Source organism: Actinoplanes flavus (assembly GCF_017592555.1).
GTDB lineage: Bacteria > Actinomycetota > Actinomycetes > Mycobacteriales > Micromonosporaceae > Actinoplanes > Actinoplanes flavus.
This window is the reverse complement of the sequence record NZ_JAGFNS010000023.1, coordinates 39,464-61,153: the sequence shown is the minus strand read 5'-3', so window position 1 is coordinate 61,153 and position 21,690 is coordinate 39,464. Positions and strand designations below refer to the sequence as shown.

The 21,690-nt window shown below is 70.9% G+C and carries 23 protein-coding genes and 3 pseudogenes; 9 read left to right on the top strand and 17 right to left on the bottom strand.

Annotated elements, in window-relative coordinates; all coding sequences use genetic code 11:
- The gene (locus J5X75_RS29985) at nt 1-339 is read right to left on the bottom strand and encodes a hypothetical protein (RefSeq protein ID WP_208470889.1); all 339 of its coding nucleotides are present in this window, start codon (nt 337-339) and stop codon (nt 1-3) included.
- A 489-nt stretch (nt 340-828) separates the two neighbouring features.
- Between J5X75_RS29985 and J5X75_RS29980 the strand changes: the two genes are divergently transcribed.
- Nucleotides 829-1,980 carry a tyrosine-type recombinase/integrase gene (locus J5X75_RS29980; RefSeq protein WP_238489867.1) on the top strand — a complete coding sequence of 384 codons (1,152 nt, stop codon included), beginning with the start codon at nt 829-831 and terminating at the stop codon, nt 1,978-1,980.
- 650 nt (nt 1,981-2,630) lie between these two features.
- Here the strand turns inward: J5X75_RS29980 and J5X75_RS29975 are convergent.
- Complete coding sequence (locus J5X75_RS29975; protein WP_307798344.1) at nt 2,631-3,122, bottom strand: GNAT family N-acetyltransferase; 492 nt, start codon at nt 3,120-3,122, stop codon at nt 2,631-2,633.
- Nucleotides 3,123-3,431: 309 nt separating this feature from the next.
- Between J5X75_RS29975 and J5X75_RS29970 the strand changes: the two genes are divergently transcribed.
- Complete coding sequence (locus J5X75_RS29970; protein ID WP_208470887.1) at nt 3,432-3,830, top strand: hypothetical protein; 399 nt, start codon at nt 3,432-3,434, stop codon at nt 3,828-3,830.
- A 60-nt stretch (nt 3,831-3,890) separates the two neighbouring features.
- Here the strand turns inward: J5X75_RS29970 and J5X75_RS44750 are convergent.
- Together J5X75_RS44750 and J5X75_RS29965 are read right to left on the bottom strand one after the other, a co-directional pair.
- Nucleotides 3,891-4,010 (bottom strand): annotated as a pseudogene (locus J5X75_RS44750) (GNAT family N-acetyltransferase); the annotation flags it as partial.
- A 17-nt stretch (nt 4,011-4,027) separates the two neighbouring features.
- Nucleotides 4,028-5,272, bottom strand: coding sequence for an RNA-guided endonuclease InsQ/TnpB family protein (locus J5X75_RS29965; protein WP_238489859.1), 1,245 nt, complete (start codon nt 5,270-5,272; stop codon nt 4,028-4,030).
- Between J5X75_RS29965 and tnpA the strand changes: the two genes are divergently transcribed.
- On the top strand, nt 5,272-5,655 hold the full coding sequence (tnpA, locus tag J5X75_RS29960; RefSeq protein ID WP_208470885.1) for an IS200/IS605 family transposase: 384 nt from the start codon (nt 5,272-5,274) through the stop codon (nt 5,653-5,655). The two genes, J5X75_RS29965 and tnpA, sit on opposite strands and share 1 nt — an antisense overlap.
- A gap of 26 nt (nt 5,656-5,681) precedes the next feature.
- Here tnpA and J5X75_RS29955 read toward each other — a convergent pair whose 3' ends face one another.
- The 4 genes and pseudogenes from J5X75_RS29955 to J5X75_RS46120 form a co-directional block, all read right to left on the bottom strand.
- Nucleotides 5,682-6,233 carry a GNAT family N-acetyltransferase gene (locus tag J5X75_RS29955; protein WP_208470884.1) on the bottom strand — a complete coding sequence of 184 codons (552 nt, stop codon included), beginning with the start codon at nt 6,231-6,233 and terminating at the stop codon, nt 5,682-5,684.
- Nucleotides 6,234-6,256: 23 nt separating this feature from the next.
- Entirely contained in the window at nt 6,257-6,709 is a 453-nt protein-coding gene (gene ybiA, locus J5X75_RS29950; protein WP_208470883.1) for a riboflavin biosynthesis intermediates N-glycosidase, read from the bottom strand.
- 83 nt (nt 6,710-6,792) lie between these two features.
- A pseudogene (locus tag J5X75_RS46125) lies at nt 6,793-7,275 on the bottom strand (GrpB family protein); the annotation flags it as partial.
- 126 nt (nt 7,276-7,401) lie between these two features.
- Nucleotides 7,402-7,842, bottom strand: a pseudogene (locus J5X75_RS46120) (HAD domain-containing protein); the annotation flags it as partial.
- Between the two features lie 157 nt (nt 7,843-7,999).
- Between J5X75_RS46120 and J5X75_RS29940 the strand changes: the two are divergent.
- The gene (locus J5X75_RS29940) at nt 8,000-9,130 is read left to right on the top strand and encodes a DUF808 domain-containing protein (protein ID WP_208470881.1); all 1,131 of its coding nucleotides are present in this window, start codon (nt 8,000-8,002) and stop codon (nt 9,128-9,130) included.
- A gap of 62 nt (nt 9,131-9,192) precedes the next feature.
- Here J5X75_RS29940 and J5X75_RS29935 read toward each other — a convergent pair whose 3' ends face one another.
- Genes J5X75_RS29935 through J5X75_RS29925 form a run of 3 tightly spaced genes read right to left on the bottom strand, consistent with a single transcriptional unit; the run spans nt 9,193 to nt 10,508 of the window.
- On the bottom strand, nt 9,193-9,609 hold the full coding sequence (locus tag J5X75_RS29935; protein ID WP_208470880.1) for a PIN domain-containing protein: 417 nt from the start codon (nt 9,607-9,609) through the stop codon (nt 9,193-9,195).
- Entirely contained in the window at nt 9,606-9,779 is a 174-nt protein-coding gene (locus tag J5X75_RS29930) for a hypothetical protein (protein WP_208470879.1), read from the bottom strand. Before J5X75_RS29930 ends, J5X75_RS29935 begins: the two co-directional genes overlap by 4 nt.
- Before the next feature lie 45 nt (nt 9,780-9,824).
- The gene (locus tag J5X75_RS29925; RefSeq protein WP_208470878.1) at nt 9,825-10,508 is read right to left on the bottom strand and encodes a dienelactone hydrolase family protein; all 684 of its coding nucleotides are present in this window, start codon (nt 10,506-10,508) and stop codon (nt 9,825-9,827) included.
- Between the two features lie 200 nt (nt 10,509-10,708).
- Here J5X75_RS29925 and J5X75_RS29920 point away from each other — a divergent pair, with 200 nt between their 5' ends.
- Nucleotides 10,709-11,851: a hypothetical protein gene (locus J5X75_RS29920; protein ID WP_208470877.1), complete on the top strand. Its 1,143-nt coding sequence runs from the start codon at nt 10,709-10,711 to the stop codon at nt 11,849-11,851.
- A gap of 153 nt (nt 11,852-12,004) precedes the next feature.
- On the opposite strand, the gene J5X75_RS29915 is transcribed toward J5X75_RS29920, so the two are convergent.
- Nucleotides 12,005-12,844: an RDD family protein gene (locus J5X75_RS29915; protein WP_307798342.1), complete on the bottom strand. Its 840-nt coding sequence runs from the start codon at nt 12,842-12,844 to the stop codon at nt 12,005-12,007.
- Between the two features lie 22 nt (nt 12,845-12,866).
- Here J5X75_RS29915 and J5X75_RS29910 point away from each other — a divergent pair, with 22 nt between their 5' ends.
- Nucleotides 12,867-13,841: a stage II sporulation protein M gene (locus J5X75_RS29910; RefSeq protein WP_208470876.1), complete on the top strand. Its 975-nt coding sequence runs from the start codon at nt 12,867-12,869 to the stop codon at nt 13,839-13,841.
- Here J5X75_RS29910 and J5X75_RS29905 read toward each other — a convergent pair.
- The 5 genes from J5X75_RS29905 to J5X75_RS29885 are packed head-to-tail and all read right to left on the bottom strand — an operon-like array spanning nt 13,808 to nt 18,807.
- Complete coding sequence (locus tag J5X75_RS29905) at nt 13,808-15,124, bottom strand: DUF58 domain-containing protein (RefSeq protein ID WP_208470875.1); 1,317 nt, start codon at nt 15,122-15,124, stop codon at nt 13,808-13,810. The two genes, J5X75_RS29910 and J5X75_RS29905, sit on opposite strands and share 34 nt — an antisense overlap.
- On the bottom strand, nt 15,124-16,086 hold the full coding sequence (locus tag J5X75_RS29900; RefSeq protein ID WP_208470874.1) for an AAA family ATPase: 963 nt from the start codon (nt 16,084-16,086) through the stop codon (nt 15,124-15,126). Before J5X75_RS29900 ends, J5X75_RS29905 begins: the two co-directional genes overlap by 1 nt.
- The gene (locus J5X75_RS29895) at nt 16,083-17,405 is read right to left on the bottom strand and encodes a DUF4350 domain-containing protein (RefSeq protein WP_208470873.1); all 1,323 of its coding nucleotides are present in this window, start codon (nt 17,403-17,405) and stop codon (nt 16,083-16,085) included. The genes J5X75_RS29900 and J5X75_RS29895 overlap by 4 nt, the downstream gene beginning before the upstream one ends.
- Nucleotides 17,402-18,001 (bottom strand): DUF4129 domain-containing protein, encoded by a 600-nt coding sequence (locus J5X75_RS29890; protein ID WP_208470872.1) that lies wholly within the window; start codon nt 17,999-18,001, stop codon nt 17,402-17,404. Before J5X75_RS29890 ends, J5X75_RS29895 begins: the two co-directional genes overlap by 4 nt.
- Nucleotides 17,998-18,807 (bottom strand): hypothetical protein, encoded by an 810-nt coding sequence (locus J5X75_RS29885; protein ID WP_208470871.1) that lies wholly within the window; start codon nt 18,805-18,807, stop codon nt 17,998-18,000. Before J5X75_RS29885 ends, J5X75_RS29890 begins: the two co-directional genes overlap by 4 nt.
- Nucleotides 18,808-18,910: 103 nt before the next feature.
- Here J5X75_RS29885 and J5X75_RS29880 point away from each other — a divergent pair, with 103 nt between their 5' ends.
- The 3 genes from J5X75_RS29880 (at nt 18,911) to J5X75_RS29870 (ending at nt 21,690) form a co-directional block, all read left to right on the top strand.
- A complete protein-coding gene (locus J5X75_RS29880) occupies nt 18,911-19,792 on the top strand; it encodes an LLM class flavin-dependent oxidoreductase (RefSeq protein WP_208470870.1) in 882 nt (293 codons plus the stop codon).
- A gap of 159 nt (nt 19,793-19,951) precedes the next feature.
- Nucleotides 19,952-20,209, top strand: a complete 258-nt coding sequence (locus J5X75_RS29875) for a hypothetical protein (protein ID WP_208470869.1) — start codon at nt 19,952-19,954, stop codon at nt 20,207-20,209.
- Nucleotides 20,210-20,286: 77 nt separating this feature from the next.
- Entirely contained in the window at nt 20,287-21,690 is a 1,404-nt protein-coding gene (locus tag J5X75_RS29870) for a hypothetical protein (RefSeq protein WP_208470868.1), read from the top strand.

Below are 21,690 nucleotides of genomic sequence, written 5' to 3'. Positions count from 1 at the left end.
CTACGTCGGGGTAGCACGGTAGGCGGTCGACCAGCGCTGGTACATCGGGCCCCGCGGTCCGATCTCGAAGCCGATCCCGGCATTGGCGAGGAAGACTCGCGACTTCTCGGATCGTTCCGCCGGAAGGCTGGCATAGATGAGGCGGCCCAGCAGTCCTTCCGTGGCGGGTTCCTCGGTCGATTTCAGGTTGTCCAGCTCGGTGGTGCTCGGCGCGACGCGGTCGACACGAGCCGTCCGCCGGAATATGCGCACCGCCAAAATCCCAGGAGGATCGTTCTGACAGAAGCCGCAGACGCAGGCCGCGCGCTCAGTCCAGTGGGAGCCACGACGCGTCTCCACTGCACTGAGCAGAGTGTCAAGGGAGCGGACCGTCTAGCAACGACAGCTGCCCATCGTCTCGCCGCCAATGCGGGATGGGATCGCCGGGTACACCCGGTGGCCGGCGTCCCGTAGTAGCGCGTCCTCGATCCTTCCTGGTGGGTCCGAACTGGTGTCAATGGTGTCGGCGGCTTCTGAGAACCCAGCACCCCCAGTACGAATACCGGGTTACTCATGACCATCCACGCTACGGCGGCTCCGGCCCCGGAACGCCGCAATCCCTCTTCGCTCCGCGATGACTCTCCGATTGACACCTTGGCGGCGGCGGAAGCGGCCGTTCAGGTGGGCTTGCTATGTCGCGCGGGCCCATGAGACCGGGACTCCGTGGACCATCCTGCGCCGGCATTACTGGATTATCAATACCGATAATCCAGTAATGCGACCGATTGGACTCATAGGATAATCACCCTTATCCTATGGACAGTCCTCCTGCGACCGATCGGACGAGCCATGACCGCCACACCCGCAAACCCGGCCCCGGACAACCCCGCCGGGCTGCCCGTGCCTACCCCGGCCGCCGCCGGCGGGGGACTGGCCGCTCGAGTCACCCGGATCGCGTCGCTCGTGGCCGGCATGCCCGCGCTGCCAGCCGACGACGGCAGCCGATACAGCCCCCGCCGACTCACCGTCGCCTGGCTCTTGGAAGCCGAATCCGTGCACACCGAGAAAGCCCACGGCCGCGACCTGGACACCTACCTGCACTGGTGTGAGCGGGAACGCCTCGACCCGCTCACCGCCCGCCCCACCGACCTCGGCCAGTTCAAAGCCTGGCGGGAGCAGTCCAGCAGCACCGGCAAACCGGCCGCGCCCACCACTGTCGCCCGCGCGCTATCGTCCATCTCGAGCTGGTACGCCCACCTGGTCACCAACACCGACGGCGCCGTCACCCGCAACCCGGCCGCCACCGTCAAACGGCCCCCGGTCAACCGGCACACCTCCACCACCGCCGGACTCACCCTCGACGAGGTCGACGCACTACTCGCCGCCGCAGCAGCCCAAGTCACCACCCGCGCCGCAGCCGCCAAGCGCACTGCTACCGGCCGCGCCCACCACCTCGCCGCCCTCCGCGACCAGGCCCTGCTACGGCTACTCGCCGACCTCGGCCTGCGCATCAGCGAAGCCCTCGACCGCAACCTCGACGACCTCAGCCACAACGCCGGACACCGCACCCTGCGCTTCGTCGGCAAAGGCGGCCTCGCCCGGGAACGACCCCTGCCCCCGCACACCCTGCAGGCCCTCGACGACTACCTCAACGCCCGCGCCACTGCCGCCGGCACCAACACAGCCCGACTCACCGGGCCGCTGTTCGCGACCAGCGGCCGCACCGGCGACGGGCGCCTCGCCGAACCCAACGTCTTCCTGACCATCCGCCGCCTGGCCCGCGTGGCTGGCATCGGCGCCGCCGACCGGCTCTCCCCACACTCACTACGACACGCCTTCGCCACCGGCGCCCGCGAAGCCGGCGTCGCCCTCGAAGACGTCCAAGACGCCATGGGACACGCCGACCCCCGCACCACCCGCCGCTACGACCGCGACCGGCACAACCTCGACCGCGACCCCGCCTTCCTGCTCGGCGCCCGCCGCGCCAGCCGCCGCAACTGACTCCCCTTCCGGGTGCCCCCTACCTTTGGAGTGACCGACAAGGCGGCCCTGTACCCGCAGTGGGACGCTGGCCTCGCGCCCACGACCGGGAGCAACAGACAACCGCCGCATCACCAGGTCAGGAGCGCGGTGGCAGGGAAACGATCTCGTAGCCGCATGGATGGCGGGCCGCCTCGCACGCGTACATGACGGCTATTCGGTCAGCAGAGCGGTCCAGGGGTACAACACTGGCAGAGACCGGTAATCAAGTGATCTGTATTCACTCTTTCGCTGACCTGCATCGTCACGTGACGTGACCACCAGGGTGATTTTGGTACGGCATTAGCGGGGATTCGTGCGTGCTGGCGTCTATTCGCGAAGGTCGACGATCAGGCGGGACACCAAAGGGCGAAGCGCGGCTGATCGTGAGCGACGCCAGGCGGAGATGCTCGGGTTGAAGGTGTCCGGGACCGTCGCGGCGTGGGTGCACCACATCCCGGCCAGCCCCACGACGAAGCGTGATGCCTCGGGCGGCGAGGCCTGCAACAGTTGGTATGCACGGTCGGTTGCCGTTTGCTGGCCAAGAGCGTGTCCGGTGCCGACGATGTCCGCCGCGAGTTGTGCGAGGTCGATTCATGAGGCGTCCGGCTACGGCAGGTGCGAAACACCGATCACGGGACCAGTTCCTTGAGGTAATACACCAAGGTCCACGTCCAGTCCGGCTGGCTCTCACGGCCGACTTCGCGATATCCCAGGCCCTGATAGAACGCCATGGCCTCCGGTTGATTGGTCGCGGTGTCCAGGAACGCCGACCGCAGGCTCGCACGGACTGCGCGCCGCTCCAACTCAGTCATGAGGGCCCGGCCAATCCCGCGACGTCGTGTCGCCGGATGCACTCGAACCCGCAGAATGTCGGCACGAGCATCCGGGCCTGGCCGAAAGCCGCCCATGCCCACGACATGACCATCCAACGCCGCCACGAGGAAGTCGCCGCCGAGTGCGACAAAGCTCGCCTCGATATCACCAAGATCAGGAAAGCCGGCTGGCGGCACGGCCGCCGGCTGCAAAGGAACAGGCACCGACGGATCCGCAGTCTCGCCGATGTTCGGCAGCGCGTTCAACGCCCACAGCATCGGCACGTCCGCGGCGAGAAACCTTCTCACTGCAAGCACGCTGGCAGCCTTGCACCCAGAGCGGCAGCACCGCCAACAGATATCCACGCGTCCGGAGCGCGACCCCGCACCCCGGTTTGCCTCAGCTTCACTGGCAGATTCGACGACCAAACCCTGCCACCGAGGTTGAGGCATCCCAGCTCAGGGGCCCGATCATGCCTCAACGAATTCGGCAGCCGACACCACCCGGCTGATTGCTGATGGAACCGAACGCCGCTTGCCTGCCGGGGCCGCGCCGAATCGCGCGACAAGATCTTGAGCGACGGCCCCACTGTGCTCGTGCTGGGGCCAGAACTCAACATGCATGACTATCTGCAGCAGATGGAGCTGCTCGCTGTCGACGTGGTTGCTGCGGCGCAGGACGAGGGCCGGCAAACGTATGGCGACGACTCGGCGGGCGCCACCCCGCTGCAACGCTCGGTCAACGAACTCGTGCGCGTCCTTCGGCACCATCACTTCGAGGGCGGCGGCTGCGTCGAACCGAACCGGCCGGTGCTCCACCTTGGCGGCGCTGCGTTGTTCGCTCCGGTGAAACGGAGGGCCGACAGGACGGGTCTGCTGGACAACTGGGCACCGGGCCGGGATCTTCATCCCGTCCAGCCGCGACGTGGTCAGATCCGCGCCGTTGTCCGGGGACGGGTCGGGCCGATCATCCTGTCGCCCAGTCACGCCAGTACGAGAGGGCTGGGCGGATGTTGAGCCTCACCTCGGCGGGTGGGCCGACCAGCAGGAACGGCGTCGGCGCCGGGTGATCGGATCCTATGGCTGGGGGCGTTCGCGTGCTGCGGCCAGCCATTGCCGGCGGGTGATCGCGTATTCGACCTCGCCCTGTTCGCTGCCGGGGAGCGGGTCGTCGAAGTCCAGGTGGAACGTGCGTACTTGACATCCTCTCCGCCCTAAAGGACGGCGATTCCCTCCACGCTGCGCGTGGACCGCGCGGCGTCCGGGTGGGTTACCGCTTCGCCGCGCAGTGCCGGGACGAATCCCGGTCTTACCTGCGCTCCACGGTCGTTTGAGTTGTCCGCCTGCCCGGCGGCCAACACGTTCTTGGCGGCGTTGACGTCCCGGTCGTGGTGACTACCGCACGGGCAGTCCCACGCTCGAACATTCAGTGCCATCTTGTCGTTGATCCGGCCGCACGCCGAGCACATCCGGGTGGATGGGAAGAACCGGTCCACCCGGGCGAACGTGCGCCCGTACCGGGCGGCCTTGTACTCCAACATGCCGGTGAAACCAGCCCATCCCGCGTCGTGCACGGATTTCGCGAGCCGGGTCCGGCCGAGACCGGTCACGCACAGGTCCTCGACATACACCGCTTGGTTGTCACGGATGATCGCCGTGGACAGCTTGTGCTGCCAATCGCGCCGGGTATCGGCCACCCGGGCGTGCGCCCGGGCGACCTTGACGACGGCCTTCTTGCGGTTGGCCGAGCCTTTCTGCTTGCGGGAGAGGGCCTGTTGCAGCCGTTTGAGCTTGCGGGCGGCGCGGCGCAGGAATTTCGGTGCGGCCACCTTCGTGCCGTCCGAGAGGACCGCGAAGTGCGTCAGTCCCAGGTCGATGCCGGCCTCGGACTCGACCGGCGGCAGCGTCTCGCCGGTGGAAGTCTGCACCACGAACGAGGCGAAGTACCGTCCGGCGGCGTCCCGGATGATCGCCACCGACGACGGCTCGGACGGCAGGGTACGCGACCAGCGCACCGCGAGGTCGCCGATCTTCGGCAGCCGCAGGCGGCCGTTGTCCAGCACTTTGAACCGGGAGTTCCTGGTGAACCGAATCGCCTGCCGGTTGTCCTTGCGGGACCGGAACCGGGGCGGGGCCACTGTGCGGCCCTTGCGCTTGCCGGAGATCGAGTTGAAGAAGTTGCGGTACGCGGTGTTCAGGTCCGCAAGGGCCTGCTGCAACACCACCGCCGACACCTCACCCAGCCACGCCCGCTCCGGCGTCAGCTTCGCCTCGGTGATCAGCCGGCGCGACAGCTCTGCGTCGCAGATGTACTTCTCGCCCGCCGCGCGGGTCTGCCGGCGCAGCCTGAGCCCGTCGTTGAATACCACCCGCGCGCACCCGAACGCCCTGGCCAGCTCAATCTGTTGGCTGGGCGTCGGGTAAACGCGGAACTGGTACCGGAGCTGCACATTCCACATTGTACCGTCATGATTTGTGGCTGAACCTCAAGGCATTTGTTCGCGATGCATGCCCATTGGTTTTCGTGACAAAGTTCCGGCGCCAGGTATTCGCCGACCGGCACCTGACCCGAATGGAGGCGATCATGCCAGACGTATGCGCCGACTTCGTGGCCGACCTGGCCGAGTTCAACGGCGACAACAACCACGTCCACCTGCTCGTCCACTTCCCGCCCAAGATGACTGTGGCCCGCCTCGTCAACAGCCTGAAAGGCGTCTCCTCCCGTCACCTGCGACAGCAGTTCCCCGACCTGGTGGACCACTACCACCGGGCCAACAAGCTCTGGTCCGGCTCGTACTTCGCCGGATCCGCCGGCGGCGCACCGCTCAGCGTCATCAAGTAGTACATCGAGCAGCAGAACCGGCCAGATCAAGGCACTGCTCGGGCCTGGCGGCCCTCCCAGCGCGGGCCTTCACCCCCGGCCTGAAGGCCGGAGCACTGGCCCGCAATCCGGTAGCTCAGCCCCACCGCGGCCATGGTGGCCCGTGAGGGCTGGTTCACGGTCATGGTCTCGGCGAAGATCCGATGCAGGCCCAGGTCGTCGAAGCCGTGCCGGATCAGTTCGCGGGCGCCCTCGCTGGCCAGGCCCTGGCGCCAGTATCGGGGCAGCAGCCGGTAGCCGAGTTCGGCCTGGCCCTCGACCGGGCCCTGGTCGGCGCGCTCGGGCGGCTCCAGGATCCACCATCCGGCGAACGAGCCGTCGACGAGCCCGGCCCAGAAGCCGAGGCCAGGCACCCGGGTCGCGGCGGCCAGTCGCTGCCGGTGGAGCCGCTCCACCCGGTCTCGTGAGCGTGGCCGGTCCAGGTAGCGCATGACCTGTGGATCCGCGTCGAGTTCGATCTCGCCTTCCAGGTGGTCGTCGCTCAAGGGCACGAGCTGGATCCGTGGGGTCTGCAGGGTCGCCTGGGTCACGACCGGCATACTGCCCGGCCGCGCGCACCGCCTCAACCGGTTTCGGCGGCGGCGCGGAGTTGGGTGCGGGTGCGCATCAGGATCCGGCCGAGCATGTTCTTTCCGGTGCCGGTCCGTCCTCTGCCCCAGTAGTGGTCGGTGCCGGTGTCCTCGACGATCGTCTCGTCGCCAGTGTCGAGCAGAACGGCACGGATGTCGGCGTGGGCCTGGAATTTGGCCATGACGGCCCGGCGCATCACGTCGTCTTTGACTCGTTCCCAGTCGCGGCGCAGCGGCCGGTTCCGGTCCCGGCCCAGTTCGGCGGCGCGCAGCGGGTCGGGCGCCCGGCGGACGGTGTCGGCGTGGCGGGTGCCGGCGTACTTCTGTGCCTGGAAGTAGTGTTCGGCGGTGGGCCACCGGCGGCCGTCGAGGTCGAACGCGTGGGCGGAGAAGTTGGAGAAGCAGCCGTACGGGACGTCGTCGGCGCCGTAGAAGTAGATCGTCACCTGGAACCTCGAGCAGTGGTCGTGAGCCCCGCACGGTGTCACGGACCTCGGCGAACGGGCAACCGGATTGCCGGGGTCCGCGATCAGCGCAGGCCGGCGCGGTGGAGGATCTCCCGGATCACGGCGCCTTTGGCGTGGACGTACGCGGATGCCGAGTTCGGGTGCCGGGCGGCGGCCTCGAACTTGTGGGCGGCGTACAGGTCGCGGTCGGCGGGGTGGGTGCGCAGCCAGTCGCGGAAAATCAGGTGGCGGAGGTGTTCGTCGCAGTCGGGGCCGAAGACGTGCAGGTTGACGTCGTGGTTCGCGGTCCACAGGCAGCGGTGTTCGTACCAGTGTGGTTCGCGGGTGCGCAACCGGTAGCCGGCGGCGGTCAGGTCGGAGACGTAGGTGTCCTCGTCGGCGGGGTCGGCGACGATCAGGTCGATGTCGATGCGGTTCTTGGCGGGCAGCCCGGGTACGGCGGTGGAGCCGACGTGGTCGAGGGCCAGAACCCGGGTGCCGAGTGCCGCCCGGACGCGGGCCTGTTCACGGGTGAAGCGGGCCGGCCAGCTCGGGTCGTACGCGTGGATGGTGATGGGTTTGACCGGAATGTCGCCGGTGCGGGGGCCGACCGTGCGGTGGGCGAGTTCGGCGGGGGTGAGGCGCACGGACGGCGGTGGCATCGGTGGTGTGCGGCGTGGCCGGGCGGTGCGCAGCCATTGGTGGACCTGGGTGAGGTCGTCGTCGGTGAGGCCGGTGAACGGGTCGACCCGGTGCAGCAGGGCGGGGCCGGGGTGGTGGTCGGCGACGAAATCCCGGTCGGTGTCGGTGAGTTCGTCGTCGAGCCACACGAACGGGCGGCCACCGGCCCACTGGGTGAGTGTCGCGGTCTTCCAGTGCAGGCCGTTGCCGGACACGCGGTCGTCGTCGGGGAACGCGACGACCGGCAGCGCGGGCAGGCCGATTCGTGGTGCGACCAGGTCGTTCGCGGTTTCCATCCAGGTGGTGGCCCAGACCAGGGTGGCGTCGAGGGCGAGCAGGCGGCGCCCGTCGGCCGGGTCGAGGCGGTGGAGCCAGTCCCCGGCCGGGGTGTCGGCGGAGCCGGGTCGCGGCCGGAACGGGATCAGCGGGCCGTCGACATCGAGAAAGATCAGCGGGCGGTCCGTCACCTGCGGCACCCTATCCGGTAAAGGTGTGATCGAGTGCTTTTCCGGGCATCGGCCCGGTGACATGGAGGGCGGTCATGCGTCACCGGCGGCCCTGAACGAGAATGAGCCTGCACAAACGGTTGCCGATTCGGGAGGACTTTCCTTGAGCGCTGGACTCGCGGCCCTGTTGGATGATGTGGCGGTCCTGGCTCGTGCGGCCGCCGCGTCGATCGACGACGTGGGGCTCGCCGCCGCGAAGGCCGGCACGAAAGCCGCCGGTGTGGTGATCGACGATACGGCCGTCACCCCGCAGTACGTGCGTGGGCTGGCCGCGGAACGTGAGATCCCGATCGTCAAGCGGATCGCTCTGGGTTCGCTGCGCAACAAGTTCCTGATCATCCTGCCGGTGATCCTGGTGCTGAGCCAGTTCCTGCCGGGGCTGCTGACGCCGCTGTTGATGATCGGTGGCGCCTACCTGTGTTACGAGGGCGCCGAGAAGATCTGGGAGCGGGTCGCCCACCATGACGAGCACGCCGAGGAGGAGGCCCGTCCGGACGAGAAGACGCTGATCTCCGGCGCCATCCGTACCGATCTGATCCTGTCGGCGGAGATCATGGTGATCTCGCTGAACGAGGTGGCCGACGAGACGTTCTGGAACCGGCTGATCATCCTGTCGGTCGTCGCGGTGATCATGACGGTGCTCGTGTACGGCGTGGTCGGTCTGATCGTGAAGATGGACGACCTGGGCCTGAAACTGGCCGAGCGGCCCGGCAAGGGGACCGCCGCATTCGGCCGTGGCCTGGTCAAGGCGATGCCGAAGGTGCTGACCGCACTGACCGTCATCGGCACCGCGGCGATGCTGTGGGTCGGCGGTCACATCCTGCTGGTCGGCACCCACGATCTGGGCTTCGACCCGCTGTATCAGTTCGTGCACGACATGGAGCATGCCGCGCACGAGGCGACGGGTGCTCTCGGCGGTGTGGTCGGCTGGCTGGTCAACACTCTCGCGAGCGCGGTCATCGGCCTGATCGTGGGCGCGCTGATCGTGCTGTTCATGAGCTTGACGTTCCACCGCAAGTCGCACGGCGCCACCGAGGGCGAACACGAGCCCGCGTCGACCGCCGTTCCTGCCGCGACCGCGGAAGCCGCGAGCGAGCAGCCCGCGGCCCCGGCCCCGGTTCCTGCGGAAACCAAGGCCGAGGCTGACGCCGAGACCGCACCGACCGCGCCGAGCGTGGCCGAGGTCGAGACCACGACCGAGGACGAGACCGGTACGGGCGGCAAGCAGCCATAAGCACGAGAAACGGCCCGGGAGGCCCTCGATGAGGGTGGCGTCCCGGGCCGTTTCGCGTCTGCTCAGTCGAGTGGTTGAACGGCGACGTCATGGCCGCCGTAAGCCTCCGGCACCGTCGTGACGATCGCCGCGCTCAGCATCTTCGCCTCGTAGAGCACCTGCGCGGTCATCAGAGGGCCGATGAGTGGAGCCTGCACCGGGTGGTTCCGCAGGCGGGGCCCCGCAATGCGGCCTACTTCGATGGCGACGGGCGCGGACAGGTCGAGAATCCGCAGGGCCGGCACACTCAGCACCCTCTCCCAGTGCTGGGATGGCGCATCGATCGCGGCTTGAGCTTCGGCGATCGCCAGGGTCGGCACGACGACGACCGGGCTGCCGGCGTTCGCGTCGTCGATCAGTCGCATCAGGGTCGAATGGCCGGAGAAGAGTTCTACCAGAGCGGATGCGTCGAGGATGCGCGGGGTCCGCAAGCCGGTCACGCCGCGCGGCGCTGGCGGCGGGCGATGACGGCTCTCACCTGTGCGTCGGCACGGTCCATGGCTTCCTGGTAGGCCCGTTCCTCCTCCTCGGTGAACGGCCTGGGCTCGGGAAGGCCGAGCATCTCGGCGAGGATCTGGCTGGGACGCCGTGGGGGCTCGTCGTCGGGCATGGCAGAAGCCTATCGAGACCCGCGCTGACGGCACATGCCCCGAATTCACCCTTGCGGGTGAGGCGACAGGTGGCGACCGAAGAAGGCGACCTGCGCGTCGAGTTCATGGTCCGGCAGTGGACCGGAATGGCCGCCGGGATGCGCGTGCAGGGACTTCTCGGGCGTACCGAGGGCGTCGAACAGGGTGAGGGAGTTGTCGCGGGGGATCCGTTCGTCGTCCCAGGCGATCACGAACCGGACCGGGACGCTGATCCGGGCGGCCGTGGCGGCGTTGGCGGAGCCGCCACCCAAGCCGAGGACGGCGGCGCGGACCCGGGGTTCGGCGGCCACGAACGGGACACCCAGGCCGCAGCCCAGCGACACGCCCCAGTACCCGGCCCGGTCGGCGCCGAGATGGTCGAGCACGGCCCGCCATTCGCCGACGGTCTGCCGGGACACCTCGTCTTGGAAGGCGGCGATCGCGACGGCCAGGTTCTCGCCGGCGTCGACGCGGGCCCGCATCGCGCCGGCCTTGCGGTCCAGGCCGGGGTCGTACGGGCGGTCGCCGTGGTTGGGGACGTCGGCCGAGACGACGGCGAAACCGGCGGCGGTGAACCGCTCGGCGTACCGGAGGATCTCGGGGGCGGTCTTGTGTTCGCCGCCGCCGTGACCGATGAAGATCAGCGGGCGGTCGGTGGCGCCGGGGGACCAGAGGACGGCGGGCACACCGCCGACGGTGAAGGAACGCATGTGGATTCGATGCCTTTCGGGATGCCGGTCACGGGCGCTCCCTCAGGCGATGCCGGGCAGGGAGCCCCGATCTGTCCTTGCGTTGATCGGTCTCACCTCCTCGGGTCGCCCGCGAAACTATCACGCGAGCGCGGCGCCGCCGTCCTCGACCACGTGCAGCAGGCTGGTAGCGGCTGGCGTGCGTCAATATCATCTGCGGGATGAGGGGCGACAGCGCGTGGGAGATGCTGACCGGGCTGATGGACGCGGCGGTCACGGACATCGCGCGGATCGCCGCCGACGGGCGGCATTTCGACCGGCGCCGGATCGTCGAGCTCGCCGACGTCTGGGACGGCGCCACGTCGAAGGTGTTCGGGGTGGCCGGGGTGCGGCCCCGCTGGCTGCGGAACCGGTCCGCCGGTAAGGCGCTGCGGTGGATGGCCGGTGCGGGCGACGCCCGGCGGGCGTGGATGATCGGGCACGGCGGCGAACCGATGCGGTCGCTGCTCGACGGGATCGGCCCGGACCCGCTGTATCACCGTGACTACGCGGGCCGGGTGGTGCCGTCGCGGCTGCCGCTGGCCGCCGCCGGGCTCGACGCCGACTACGACCTGGACGCGGCGGTGGTGCGCGGTTTCGTCCTGGAGCGGCGCGGGCGCGAGCTGGGCGGTCACCTCACTCTGTCGGCCCCGAGACGGTACGCCGACGGCGCCGCCGCGTTCACCATTCATGTCGACGGGATCCATGCGGCGCGTCTGACCAGCACCGACCGTGGCGGGCTGGGGATCTCGGAGGGCGCCGAGGTACGGGTCGGGAAGGCCGGGCTGGTGCGGGCCACCGCGGCGACGGTCGACCTGGACGACCGGATGTGGCATCGGTCGCGGTCCGGGCGGATCGCGGACACGCTGGTCCCGCCCGGGGATCCCCGGGTCCGGCGGGCGCCGCTGGTGCCGCCGGTGGGTGATGCGGCGTGGGCGGCGGCCCGGTGTTTCCACGAGGTGATGCTGCGGATCCGGCAGGTGCGGCATGCCGAGGGTGTCGGCCGGATTCCGCTGGCCGGGCTGTGTGCGGCGGTGTCCGGGGCCGGGTCCCGGGTGCGGGCCGCCGCCGATCTGCCCCGGGGCCGGCGGGAGCAGGCCTATCGGGAGATGGCCGGGCAGTGGCGGATTCCCGGCGGTGACGGCGGGAACGCCACCGGCCTGCCGGGTGACGCGTGGCTGACGCTGGCGGGTTACCGCGACGGTGAGGTCGTCACCAACTTCGCCCGGCCGCAGGACGGCGGCTGGCGGGTCGGCGCGGCGGCGTGGACCGAGCCGGGCCGGTTCACCGTCTCCTGGGCGGGCGAGCGCCTGATCATCGGTTGAGCCGCGGCGGCAGACGGGTGCGCCGGCGCCGGCGCCGGCCTGCCCGGGCACCGATCTGAGCCCGGCGGGCGCGGCACCGGCGCGACCACCCGGCCGGCGCGCGCGGCACGGGCGGGACGGCCCCGATGCGGCGGGGCGGGGTCACGCGTACGGTCAGCGGCGGCTGTTGGCGGGCAGTTGGCCGAAGCCGGGCAGGACGCGCTGGGTGACCGCGCGGGTGGCGGCGAGTTGTGCGGCGGAGCGGCGGCGGCGTTCGGCGAGGACGGCCACCAGGAACAGCCAGGGGGCGGTGCCGGGCGGCGGGTCGGGGGAGACCTTGGCCTTGACCTCGGCGAACAGGCTCTGGCCGAGGATCGCGCGGTGCGGTTCGGCGAACTGGTGGGAGCGGGCGGCGAACTGGCGGACCGCTTCGGCGAGGGAGTCGTCGACGGCGGACAGGTCGGCGGTGTAGGCCCATGCGCTCAGGCCGGCGGGCATGCCGGGGACGATGTTCCACGGGACGGGTCGGCGTTCGTGGACGACCAGGGTGCCGGCGGCGAGGTCGCCGAGGCGGCGGCCACGCCGGGAGGCGATCATCGTGCTGATGCTGCCGGCCCAGGTGACGTAGGGGATGAGCAGGCCGGGCCATTCGATGGACAGGCCGATCAACGCGCGGGTGAAGGCGTGCCGGGCGCGGATCGGGCCGCCGTCCTCGCGGATGACGCGCAGGCCCATGACGGCCTTGCCGAGGCTGCGGCCGTTGCTGACGGTCTCGGCGAAGGTCGGGTAGCCGACCGCGACGATCGCGATGACGATCCACCGGCCGGTCTCCGGAAGCAGCGTGTCCTCCGGCAGCAACTCGCTCACGATCAGCCAGAACGTCATCAGGATGCCGACCAGCATGGCCTGCACGATGATGTCGAACGTCAGGGCGATGGCGCGGGATCCGAGCCGGGCGGGCCGCACGTCGATCTCGACGGCTTCGGCGGTGGTGAGCACCCGCACAGTCAACACGATCGACGTTTAAGGTGCGAGGGTGGATCTGGATGCGTACGTGGCCGAGCACGGCGGTGAGTGGCGCCGGCTCGAGGTGCTGGTCACCCAGCGGAGGCTGAACCCGGCCGAAGCCGACGAACTGGTGCTTCTGTATCAGCGGGCGGCCACCCATTTGTCGATCGTGCGCAGCCGTACGCCGGACGCCGTGGTGCTGGCCGACCTGTCCCGTCTGGTGCTGGCCGGCCGGGCCGCGATCAGCCGGCGGCAGCGGTTGTCGTGGCGGCCGGTCGCCGACTTCGTGACGACACGGTTCCCGGCGGCGCTGTACCGCACCCGGTGGTGGTGGATCGCCGTGACGGTGATCATGATGACGGCCGGGTGGGGGCTGATCAGCTACGTGTCGCAGCGCCCCGATCTGATCGCCACCTACTTCGGGCAGCGGCCGGACGAGGCGGCGCTGGTCGACAACTTCGTCACCTACTACAGCGAGTACCGGGCGGAGACGTTCTTCTCCGCGGTGTGGGTCAACAACGCCATGCTGACCGCCCAGTGCCTGGCGTCGGGGGTGCTGATTCTGCCGGTGTTCTACCTGCTGGCCAGCAACCTGATCGCGATCGGCATGATGGGTGCCGCCATGGTGGAGGCCGGCGCCGGCGACATCTACCTGACCTACATCGCCCCGCACGGGTTTCTGGAGCTGACCAGCGTGTTCATCGGCGCGGCGGTGGGTTTGCGGATCGGCTGGTCGTGGATCGCGCCGGGGCCGCTGCTGAGCCGCCGCCAGTCGCTGGTGCACTGGGCGAAAGAGGGCATGATCGTCGCGGTGGGGCTGGTCGGGGTGCTGCTGGTCGCCGGGCTGCTGGAGGCGTACGTGACCCCGTCGCCGCTGCCGCCGATGGTGCGCGTCGGCATCGGCGGCGGGCTGTGGGGGCTGTTCCTGGCGTACGCGCTGGTCCGGGGCCGGGCGGCCGACCTGCGGGGTCAGAGCCGCCCGGACGCCTTGAGCAGCAGGTAGACGTCGGCGACGCGGGCGGCGAAGTCGCCCGCGTCGGCGTCGACCACGGTCGCGCCGGAGTGGGCGAGCACGTCGCGGACCCGGTCGCGTTCGGCGAGCACCCGGTGCGCGGCCGCGGCCTGGTGCACGTCGGTGGCGTTCGCGTCGGCGGGCAGTTCGGCGAGCCGGGTGACGATCGGGTCGCGGACGCCCGCCACGATCACCTTGTGGCGGGCGGCGAGCTTGGGCAGGATCGGCAGCAGCCCGGCGATCATCGGCGCGGTGTCCAGCGCCGTGAAGATCACCAGCAGGGCGCGTTTGCGGTCGCGGCGCAGCATCTCCTGGCCGAGCAGGGTGAAGTCGGTCTCGGCGAGTTCCGGGTGCAGCGACGCCATGCCGTTGATGAGCCGGCCGAGTTTGGAGCGGTGGCCGCCGCCCTCGACGCGGGCCCGGACCGCGGCGTCCAGGGCGAGCAGGTCGACCCGGTCGTCGGCGCGGGTGGCCAGCACGCTCAGCAGCAGGGCGGCGTCGATGCAGGCGTCCAGGCGGGGCGCGTCGCCGATGCGCACGGCGCTGGTACGCCCGGTGTCCAGCACGCAGAACACCCGCCGGTCGCGTTCCGGCCGCCAGGTGCGCACCACCACGTCGTGGGCGCGGGCGCTGGCCCGCCAGTCGATCGACCGGACGTCGTCGCCGATCACGTACTCGCGCAGGTTGTCGAACTCGGTGCCGTGGCCGCGGCCGCGGGTGACCGCCGAGCCGTCGACCACGCGCAGCCGGGCCAGTCTCTCCGGCAGGATCCGCCGGGACGGGAAGCGCGGCAGCACCCGCAGGGTCCACGGTGGCGTCAGTTTGTCGTGCCAGGTCTGGCGGCGCTGCCGGTAGGCGAGCCCGAGCGGTCCCGCCGAGCGCAGCGTGACCCGGACCGCGGGCCGGTCGCCGTGCCGGGTCGGGGTCAGGACGGTGGCCACCGTCTTCGCCGATCCGGGCGTGAGGGTGAGCTTGTGGTAGAGCGGGGCGGCCCCGGCCGACGGCACCCAGCTGTCGCGCAGCCGCAGCCGGACGGTACGGCCGCTCGCGTTGGCGACGGTCAGTGTGACCGTGGCGGAGCCGCCCAGCCACACGGTCCGTTCCCCGGCGCGTTCCAGAGCGATCCCGGTCAGCGGCCCGGCCACGGCCGCGTCGAGCAGCGCCAGCAGCAGCGCGAACCCGAACACCGCGCCGAGGGCGAGCCACGGCTGCGGCAGCAGGATCGGCGCGGGCAGGCCGAGGGCGAGCAGCAGCGCGAAGCGCCTGGTGACCATCAGCGGGGCGCCGGGACCGCGGCCAGGACGGTGGCGAGCACACCCTCGACGGTGGCGCCGTCGAGTTCGGCGTCGGCGCGCAGCCGGACCCGGTGCCGCAGGGTCGGTACGGCGAACGCCTTCACGTCGTCGGGCACGACGTAGTCGCGGCCGTTGAGCCAGGCGTTGGCCTTCGACACCGCGAGCAGGGCGGTCGCGCCGCGCGGGGAGGCGCCGAGTTCCAGGGCCGGGGCGGTACGGGTGGCCCGGCACAGGTCGACGATGTAGGCGAGCACCGGGTCGGCGACGGCGACGCGCTGGACGGCGTACCGGCCGGAGATCAGGTCGGCGGGTCCGGCGACCGGCTGCAACCCGACCGATTTCAGGTCCCGCGGGTCGAAGCCGTGGTGGTGGGCGCGCAGGATGTTGAGTTCCTCGTCGCGTTGCGGCAGCGGCACCGACAGTTTCAGCAGGAACCGGTCGAGCTGGGCCTCGGGCAGCGGGTAGGTGCCCTCGTACTCGATCGGGTTCTGGGTGGCGGCGACCAGGAACGGCTGCGGCAGCGGCCGCGGGTTGCCGTCGATGGTGACCTGCCGTTCCTCCATCGCCTCCAGCAGGGCGGCCTGGGTTTTCGGCGGCGTCCGGTTGATCTCGTCGGCGAGCAGCAGGTTGGTGAAGACCGGCCCGGCCCGGAAGTTGAACGCGGCGCTGTGCGCGTCGTAGATCAGTGAGCCGGTGACGTCGCCGGGCATCAGGTCGGGGGTGAACTGGACCCGCTTGGTGTCCAGGTCCAGGGCGGTCGACAGGGCCCGGATCAGCAGTGTCTTCGCGACACCCGGTACGCCTTCGAGCAGTACGTGGCCGCCGCACAGCAGCGCCACCAGGACCCCGTTGACCACCGCGTCCTGGCCGACGACGGCTTTGCCGACCTCGGCGCGCAGCCGGCTGAGCGCCTCGCGCGCGTGCGGGGAATCGGTTGTCACGAGGGGTCTCCTTCGTCGGTGTGGGTTCCGGTCACGTCGCGGACCAGGCCTTGCAGCAGGGTGGCGGCCTCGACCAGGTCGCTGTTGGACTCCGGCGGGTCGCGGTCGAGGATGTCGCGGACGTAGCGGACCGGCAGGCCGGCGGCGTGGGCGATCTGTTCGGTGCCGGCGTCCGGCGGCAGGTTCAGGTGGGTGGTGAGCCGGCGGCGGGCGGCGTCGCGCAGCACCAGCATCGACTCGTCGCGGGCGCGGGCGACCGCGTAGAGGCGGGCGTGGCCGAGCATCGTCTCGTTGGCCGGGACCTGGGAGGGCAGCGGTTCGGTGACCGGGGCGCCGAGGCGGCGGGCGGCCGCGATCGCGAGGGCGATCAGGATGAGCACGAGCAGCAGCAGGGTGGCCCAGAACGTGGACGGCAGGGAGTTGAGGAACGGGTCGTCGCGCAGCGGGCTGCCGCCTCCGGCGTTGCTCTCGCCGTCGCCTTCCCCGTCGCCTTCGCCTTCTGCTTCGCCCTGACCGTCGCCCCCGCCCGGCACGCCGTAGCCGCCGTCACCGTCGCCGTCGCCGTAGTAGTCCTCGTCGTAGTACTCGTCGGTGGCGTTCGGGTCCGGCGTGTATGCGAAAGTCGGCTGGGTGGGCGGCGGTGTCGTCGGGGTGACGTCCGGCTCGTGCACGTCCAGCCACACCACCCGGGTGTCGCGCGACAGCAGCCCGACGGCGAGCGAGGCGTTGCCGTGTTCGGCGATCCGGTCGTCGCGGAACGGGTCCGGGGATCCGGCCACGGTCACGAACAGGCCGTTGTGGCTGAACGACACCAGCCCGCCCGCGTAGCAGGTGGTGCCGGCGTCGGCGCGGTATGCGGTGCGCAGGACGGCGGCCGGGCCGGCGGCGGTGGCGACCGGGTCGGCGCAGCCCGGGTCGGTGACGGTGCTGGTCCAGTGGCTGCCCTCGACCGCGACCGGCCAGTCGATGCGGCGCAGCGACAGTTCGGACGGGGCGACCGCGACGATGTTCGTGCCGCGCGGCAGTCTGCGCAGCTGTGGCAGGTCGGCCAGGTCGGGGGTGGAGAGGAACAGGGTGGCCCGGCCGGCCTTGGTGACGGCGGTGACGGCCTGTTCGGTGCTGGTGGCGCGCTCGACGGTGACGCCTTCGGCGACCAGGCGTTCGGCCAGGGTGCCGCCGCTGATCTCCTGGACGTGCACCGGGGTCAGGTACTCGGGGTCGTCGGGGTCGGGTTGTTCGACGGCGTGCACGATCAGGGTGCCGGTGACCGCGGCGGTCAGCAGCCCGAACGGGATGGCGACCCGCATCCAGCGTTTCATCGGTCGGCTCCCGGTCCGGGTCGCAGGGCGGCGCGTACTTCGGCGGTCATCTCCCGCATCTTGTCGTCCTCGCCGCGGCCGGCCGGGCGCCGGCCGTACCAGATCTCGGAGAACAGGCCGGTGGCGCCGGTCAGCGAGGGGCTGATCTGCGGGCGGCCGGTGCTCGCGGCGGTGGTCAGTTCGGCGGCGGTGGTGCCGGGTTCGGGGTCGATCACGCCGGCGCGGGTGAGGTCGGCGACGGTGTCGCGCAGGCGTTCGCGGATGGCTTCGGCGTAGCGGCCCTCGGCGGCCAGTCGGTCAGCTTTCGACTGCCGTACCAGAGCCGGGGTTTTTGGCTCTTTGCGCTTTTTATCCACTTTCTGGCGGCGGGGAGCTGCTTCCTTCTTCTTCTTCCCGTGTTTCGCCTTCTTCGTGCGGCGCCAGAGCTTCCAGCGCGGCTTTTTCCCGGTGAACCGGGGGAGCCGGCGCGGCACCCACGCCGGATACCAGTACCAGCCCGCCGCGACCAGCCCGGTTACCGCGAGCAGGATCATCAGCATCAGACCGGGCGGGATCACCGCGAAGACCCGGCCGAGGAACTCGTCGTATCCTCTCATCGCTTGGCCACCACCAGCGCCGCCGTCCCGTCCTCGCCGCGGCTGCGGGCCCGGCCCACCGCGATGTCCAGCCCTTCGGTACGGATCCGCGTCTCCGCCACCAGCACCGCGTCCAGGCAGGCCAGCGCCGCGTAGGCGAGGGTGTTGGCGAACGCCCACGCGGCCGGCACCGCCCACACCATCCACGTCTGCGAACCCGGGATGGTGCCGAGCATCTCGGCGGCCGCCGTCCAGCCGGTGCCCAACGCGAACCGGATCGCCAGCCACACGCCGTAGCCGAGCAGCCGCAACCCGCCGGCGCGCATGCCGGCCCGGGTCGACAGGGCCGCCGACCGGCCGACGGCGGTCATCGGGTTGCGGGCCCGTTCGAACGTGAGCACGGCCGGGGCCAGCCCGAACAGCACCCAGATCAGGATCAGCCCGAGGAAGCCGCCGAACGCGGCCGCGTACGCCACACCGCCGAGCACCAGCGCGAGCGGGATGGCCGACAGCGGACGGTAGCGGCGCCAGATCTCGGCGTGCGACGCTTTCCGGCCGAGCAGTGCCGGGCCGGCGGCGGCGCCCGCGTACGCGCCGAGCAGCGCGATCACGAACGCCTCCATCGCGAAACCGGCGGAGATCATCATCCACCAGGGCAGCGACGGGTCGTCCGGCCAGTAGACCGGCGGGTCCAGATCCAGCATCGCCCGCCAGACGAACAGCACCGCCTGCTCGACGATCGCCAGAGGTGCGGCCACGGCGAGCAGCGGCAGTGCCCGCTGCCGTAGCAACGCCACCGCGGCGTCCAGGGTCTCGCCCCCGGTCATCGCCCGCATGGGAACGATTGCCGTCTCCCCGTTCGCCCGCATGGCGGGCATCCTAGGTGAACCGCGACCTCACCCGTACGGGTGGTCTGGCAAGGTTTCGATCATGCGACTCTCGATCTGGCCCAGCGCCGCCCAGCCGTACGCCGGCATCCTGGAGGTGGCCCGGCACGCGGCCGACACCGGCTGGGACGGCGTCTACATCGCCGACCACTTCATGCCGAACCTGCCGGTCGACCAGCGGCCCGACACGCCGATGCTGGAGGCCGGTTCACTGGCCGCCGCCCTGGGCGCGGCGATCCCGCGGGTGCGCATCGGCACGCTCGTCTACGGCAACACCTACCGGCATCCGGCGGTGCTGGCGAACATGGCCGCCACCGTCGACCACATCACCGGCGGCCGGTTCGTCTTCGGCGTCGGCGCCGGCTGGCAGGTCAACGAACACCACCAGTACGGCATCGACCTGCCTCCGGTGAAGCGGCTGCTGGACCGGTTCGTCGAGGCGCTGCAGGTGTGGCACGGCCTGCTGCGTACCCCGACCACCGATTTCACCGGCGAGTACTACCAGCTCACCGGCGCGGTCTGCGAACCCAAACCGGTCCAGGACCCGCTGCCCATCCTGATCGGCGCCAAAGGCGAGAAGCGCATGCTCAAGGTCGTCGCCGAATACGCCGACCTGTGGAACACGTGGGGCCTGCCGGAGACGATCGCCCACAAGTCGCGGGTCCTCGACTCCCACTGCGCCACCGTCGGCCGCGATCCGCGCGCGATCGGCCGGACCGCGCAGGCGCTGGTCGTCGTGGACGGCCCGCTGCCGCAGAACCTGCCGGTCCCGGTCTACGGCGGCTCCGCCTCCGAGATCGCCCGCACCGTCGAGGCCTACCGGGCGATCGGCCTCGACGAGCTGATCATCCCGGACGGCCTGCTCGGCACGGGCGCCGAGCGGCTCAAGGCCCTCGACACCATCCAGGCCGTCGTGCGTTCCTGACCCCATTTTTGGTACGGGCTACCCGAACCCGCCGTGGCAGACCCGCGCGATCGTCTGCCACGGCGCGCCCGTGCCGCGCCCGCCGGGCTTCGACCGGTCGGCTGGGCTCAGGGAAAAGTCGTTTGCGGCGCGGCCCGCCCGCCGGGGAGGCTGCCCACCATGCTGACCGAACAGGCGGAGATCCGGCGTGTCTTCCGGGCGGTCGTGGACGCCGGCGGTGATGTCGTCGACGTGGCCCTGGCCGCGCAGGCCCACGGGTGGGGACGGCACAGCACGTACACCGCGAAGGCGTTCCTGGACGAGTTCGGGGTCTCGATCAAGCAGGCGCTGGACTTCGCCGGCTGGATCGAGGGTCCCGGCGCCACCGAGGAGTCCTGCCGCATGCTGCGCGAGCGCGTCCCCACCCCGCTGAGTTGATCAACCCGGCCGGCCGGGCGCGATGGTGCGGGCAGAGCGCGTAGCCCGTACCGGGAAGGGTTTGTTTAGATCGGCGGGTGACGATCAGAAGCCGGGTGCGGCGGGCCTATCGGGCCGGTGCCCGCCTGGATCTGGCCGGCCGGACCGTGGATGCGGCGTTTCTGGCCGGGCTGCTGCGCGAGCCCGGCCGCCTGGATCTGGCCGGGGCGCGGATCACCGGCGCCCTGGATCTGACCGGCGCGCGGGTCGAGGCGCCGATCTGGTTGCGGCGGTGCGTGTTCGAGCAGGTGTTGTGCCTGGATCACGCCGAGTTGCTGTCGGTGAACCTGGACGAGTGCGTGCTGCCCGGGATCGCGGCCGACGGGCTGCGGGTGGCGGGTGACGTCGCGGCCCGGGATATGACCGTCGGTGGCGACGTCTGGATGCTGCCGGCCCGCATCGACGGGACCGTGGACCTGGACCGCAGTGTCGTGCAAGGGTCGATTCATCTGCAACGGGCCGAGGTCGGCGGCGGTGTGATCATCCGCGACGCAACGATCGCGCGGGGTCTGCGGCTGGCCGGTTCCCGGGTCGGCGGCAACGTGGACCTGACCCGGTCGGCGTGCGGCCCGGCGGCCGACACCGGGGCGGCCGTCAACGCCGGCGGAATGTCGGTCGGGGGCGGGTTCTTCAGCCACGATCTGGTCGCCGACGGCGAGGTCAACCTGATCGGCGCCCGGGTGGCCGGCAGCATCACGTTGCAGCGGGCGTTGCTGCGCGGCCGCGACGGCCGGCACGCGCTGCTGCTGATCGAGACGCAGGCGCGGATGCTGACGTTGCGGCCGGCGCCGGAGTCGACCGGGACGATCAGTCTGCGTGACGCCCGGGTGGGGCGGCTGGTCGACGATCCGGTGAACTGGCCGGCGGGCTGCCGCATCGAGCTGGACGGGCTCACCTACGACCGGCTGACCCGCCGTTCCGAGGATGTGCACGGGTGGACGACCGGGCAGCGTCTGGACTGGATGGCGCGGTTCACGACGGGGGCGGCGCTGGGCCCGTACGACCAGTTGGCGGCGGCGTTGCGGCGCGACGGCCGGGAGCAGGAGGCCCGGCAGGTGCTGGTGGTGCGTGAGCGGCTGCGGCACCGGGCCAAGGGCCGGCTGGGCGCGCTGTGGGGTGCGGTGCAGAACGTGACGATCGGGTTCGGTTACCGGCCGGGCCGGGCGCTGGCGTGGCTGCTGGCGGTGGTGGCGGTGAGCACCGGCTGGTTCGCCTGGTCGGGGCCGTTGCGGGCGGTGAAGCCGGACGAGTCGCCGACCTGGGATCCGTTGCTGTACAGCGTGGATGTGCTGGTGCCGCTGGTGGATCTGGGTCATGACAAGGCGTGGGATCCGGTGGGCGCGGACAAGGCGGTGACGCTGGCGGTGATGGCGGCCGGCTGGATCCTGGCGACCACCGTGGTCGCCGGTGCGGGCCGGGCGCTGGGCCGCGGCGGCCGGTAG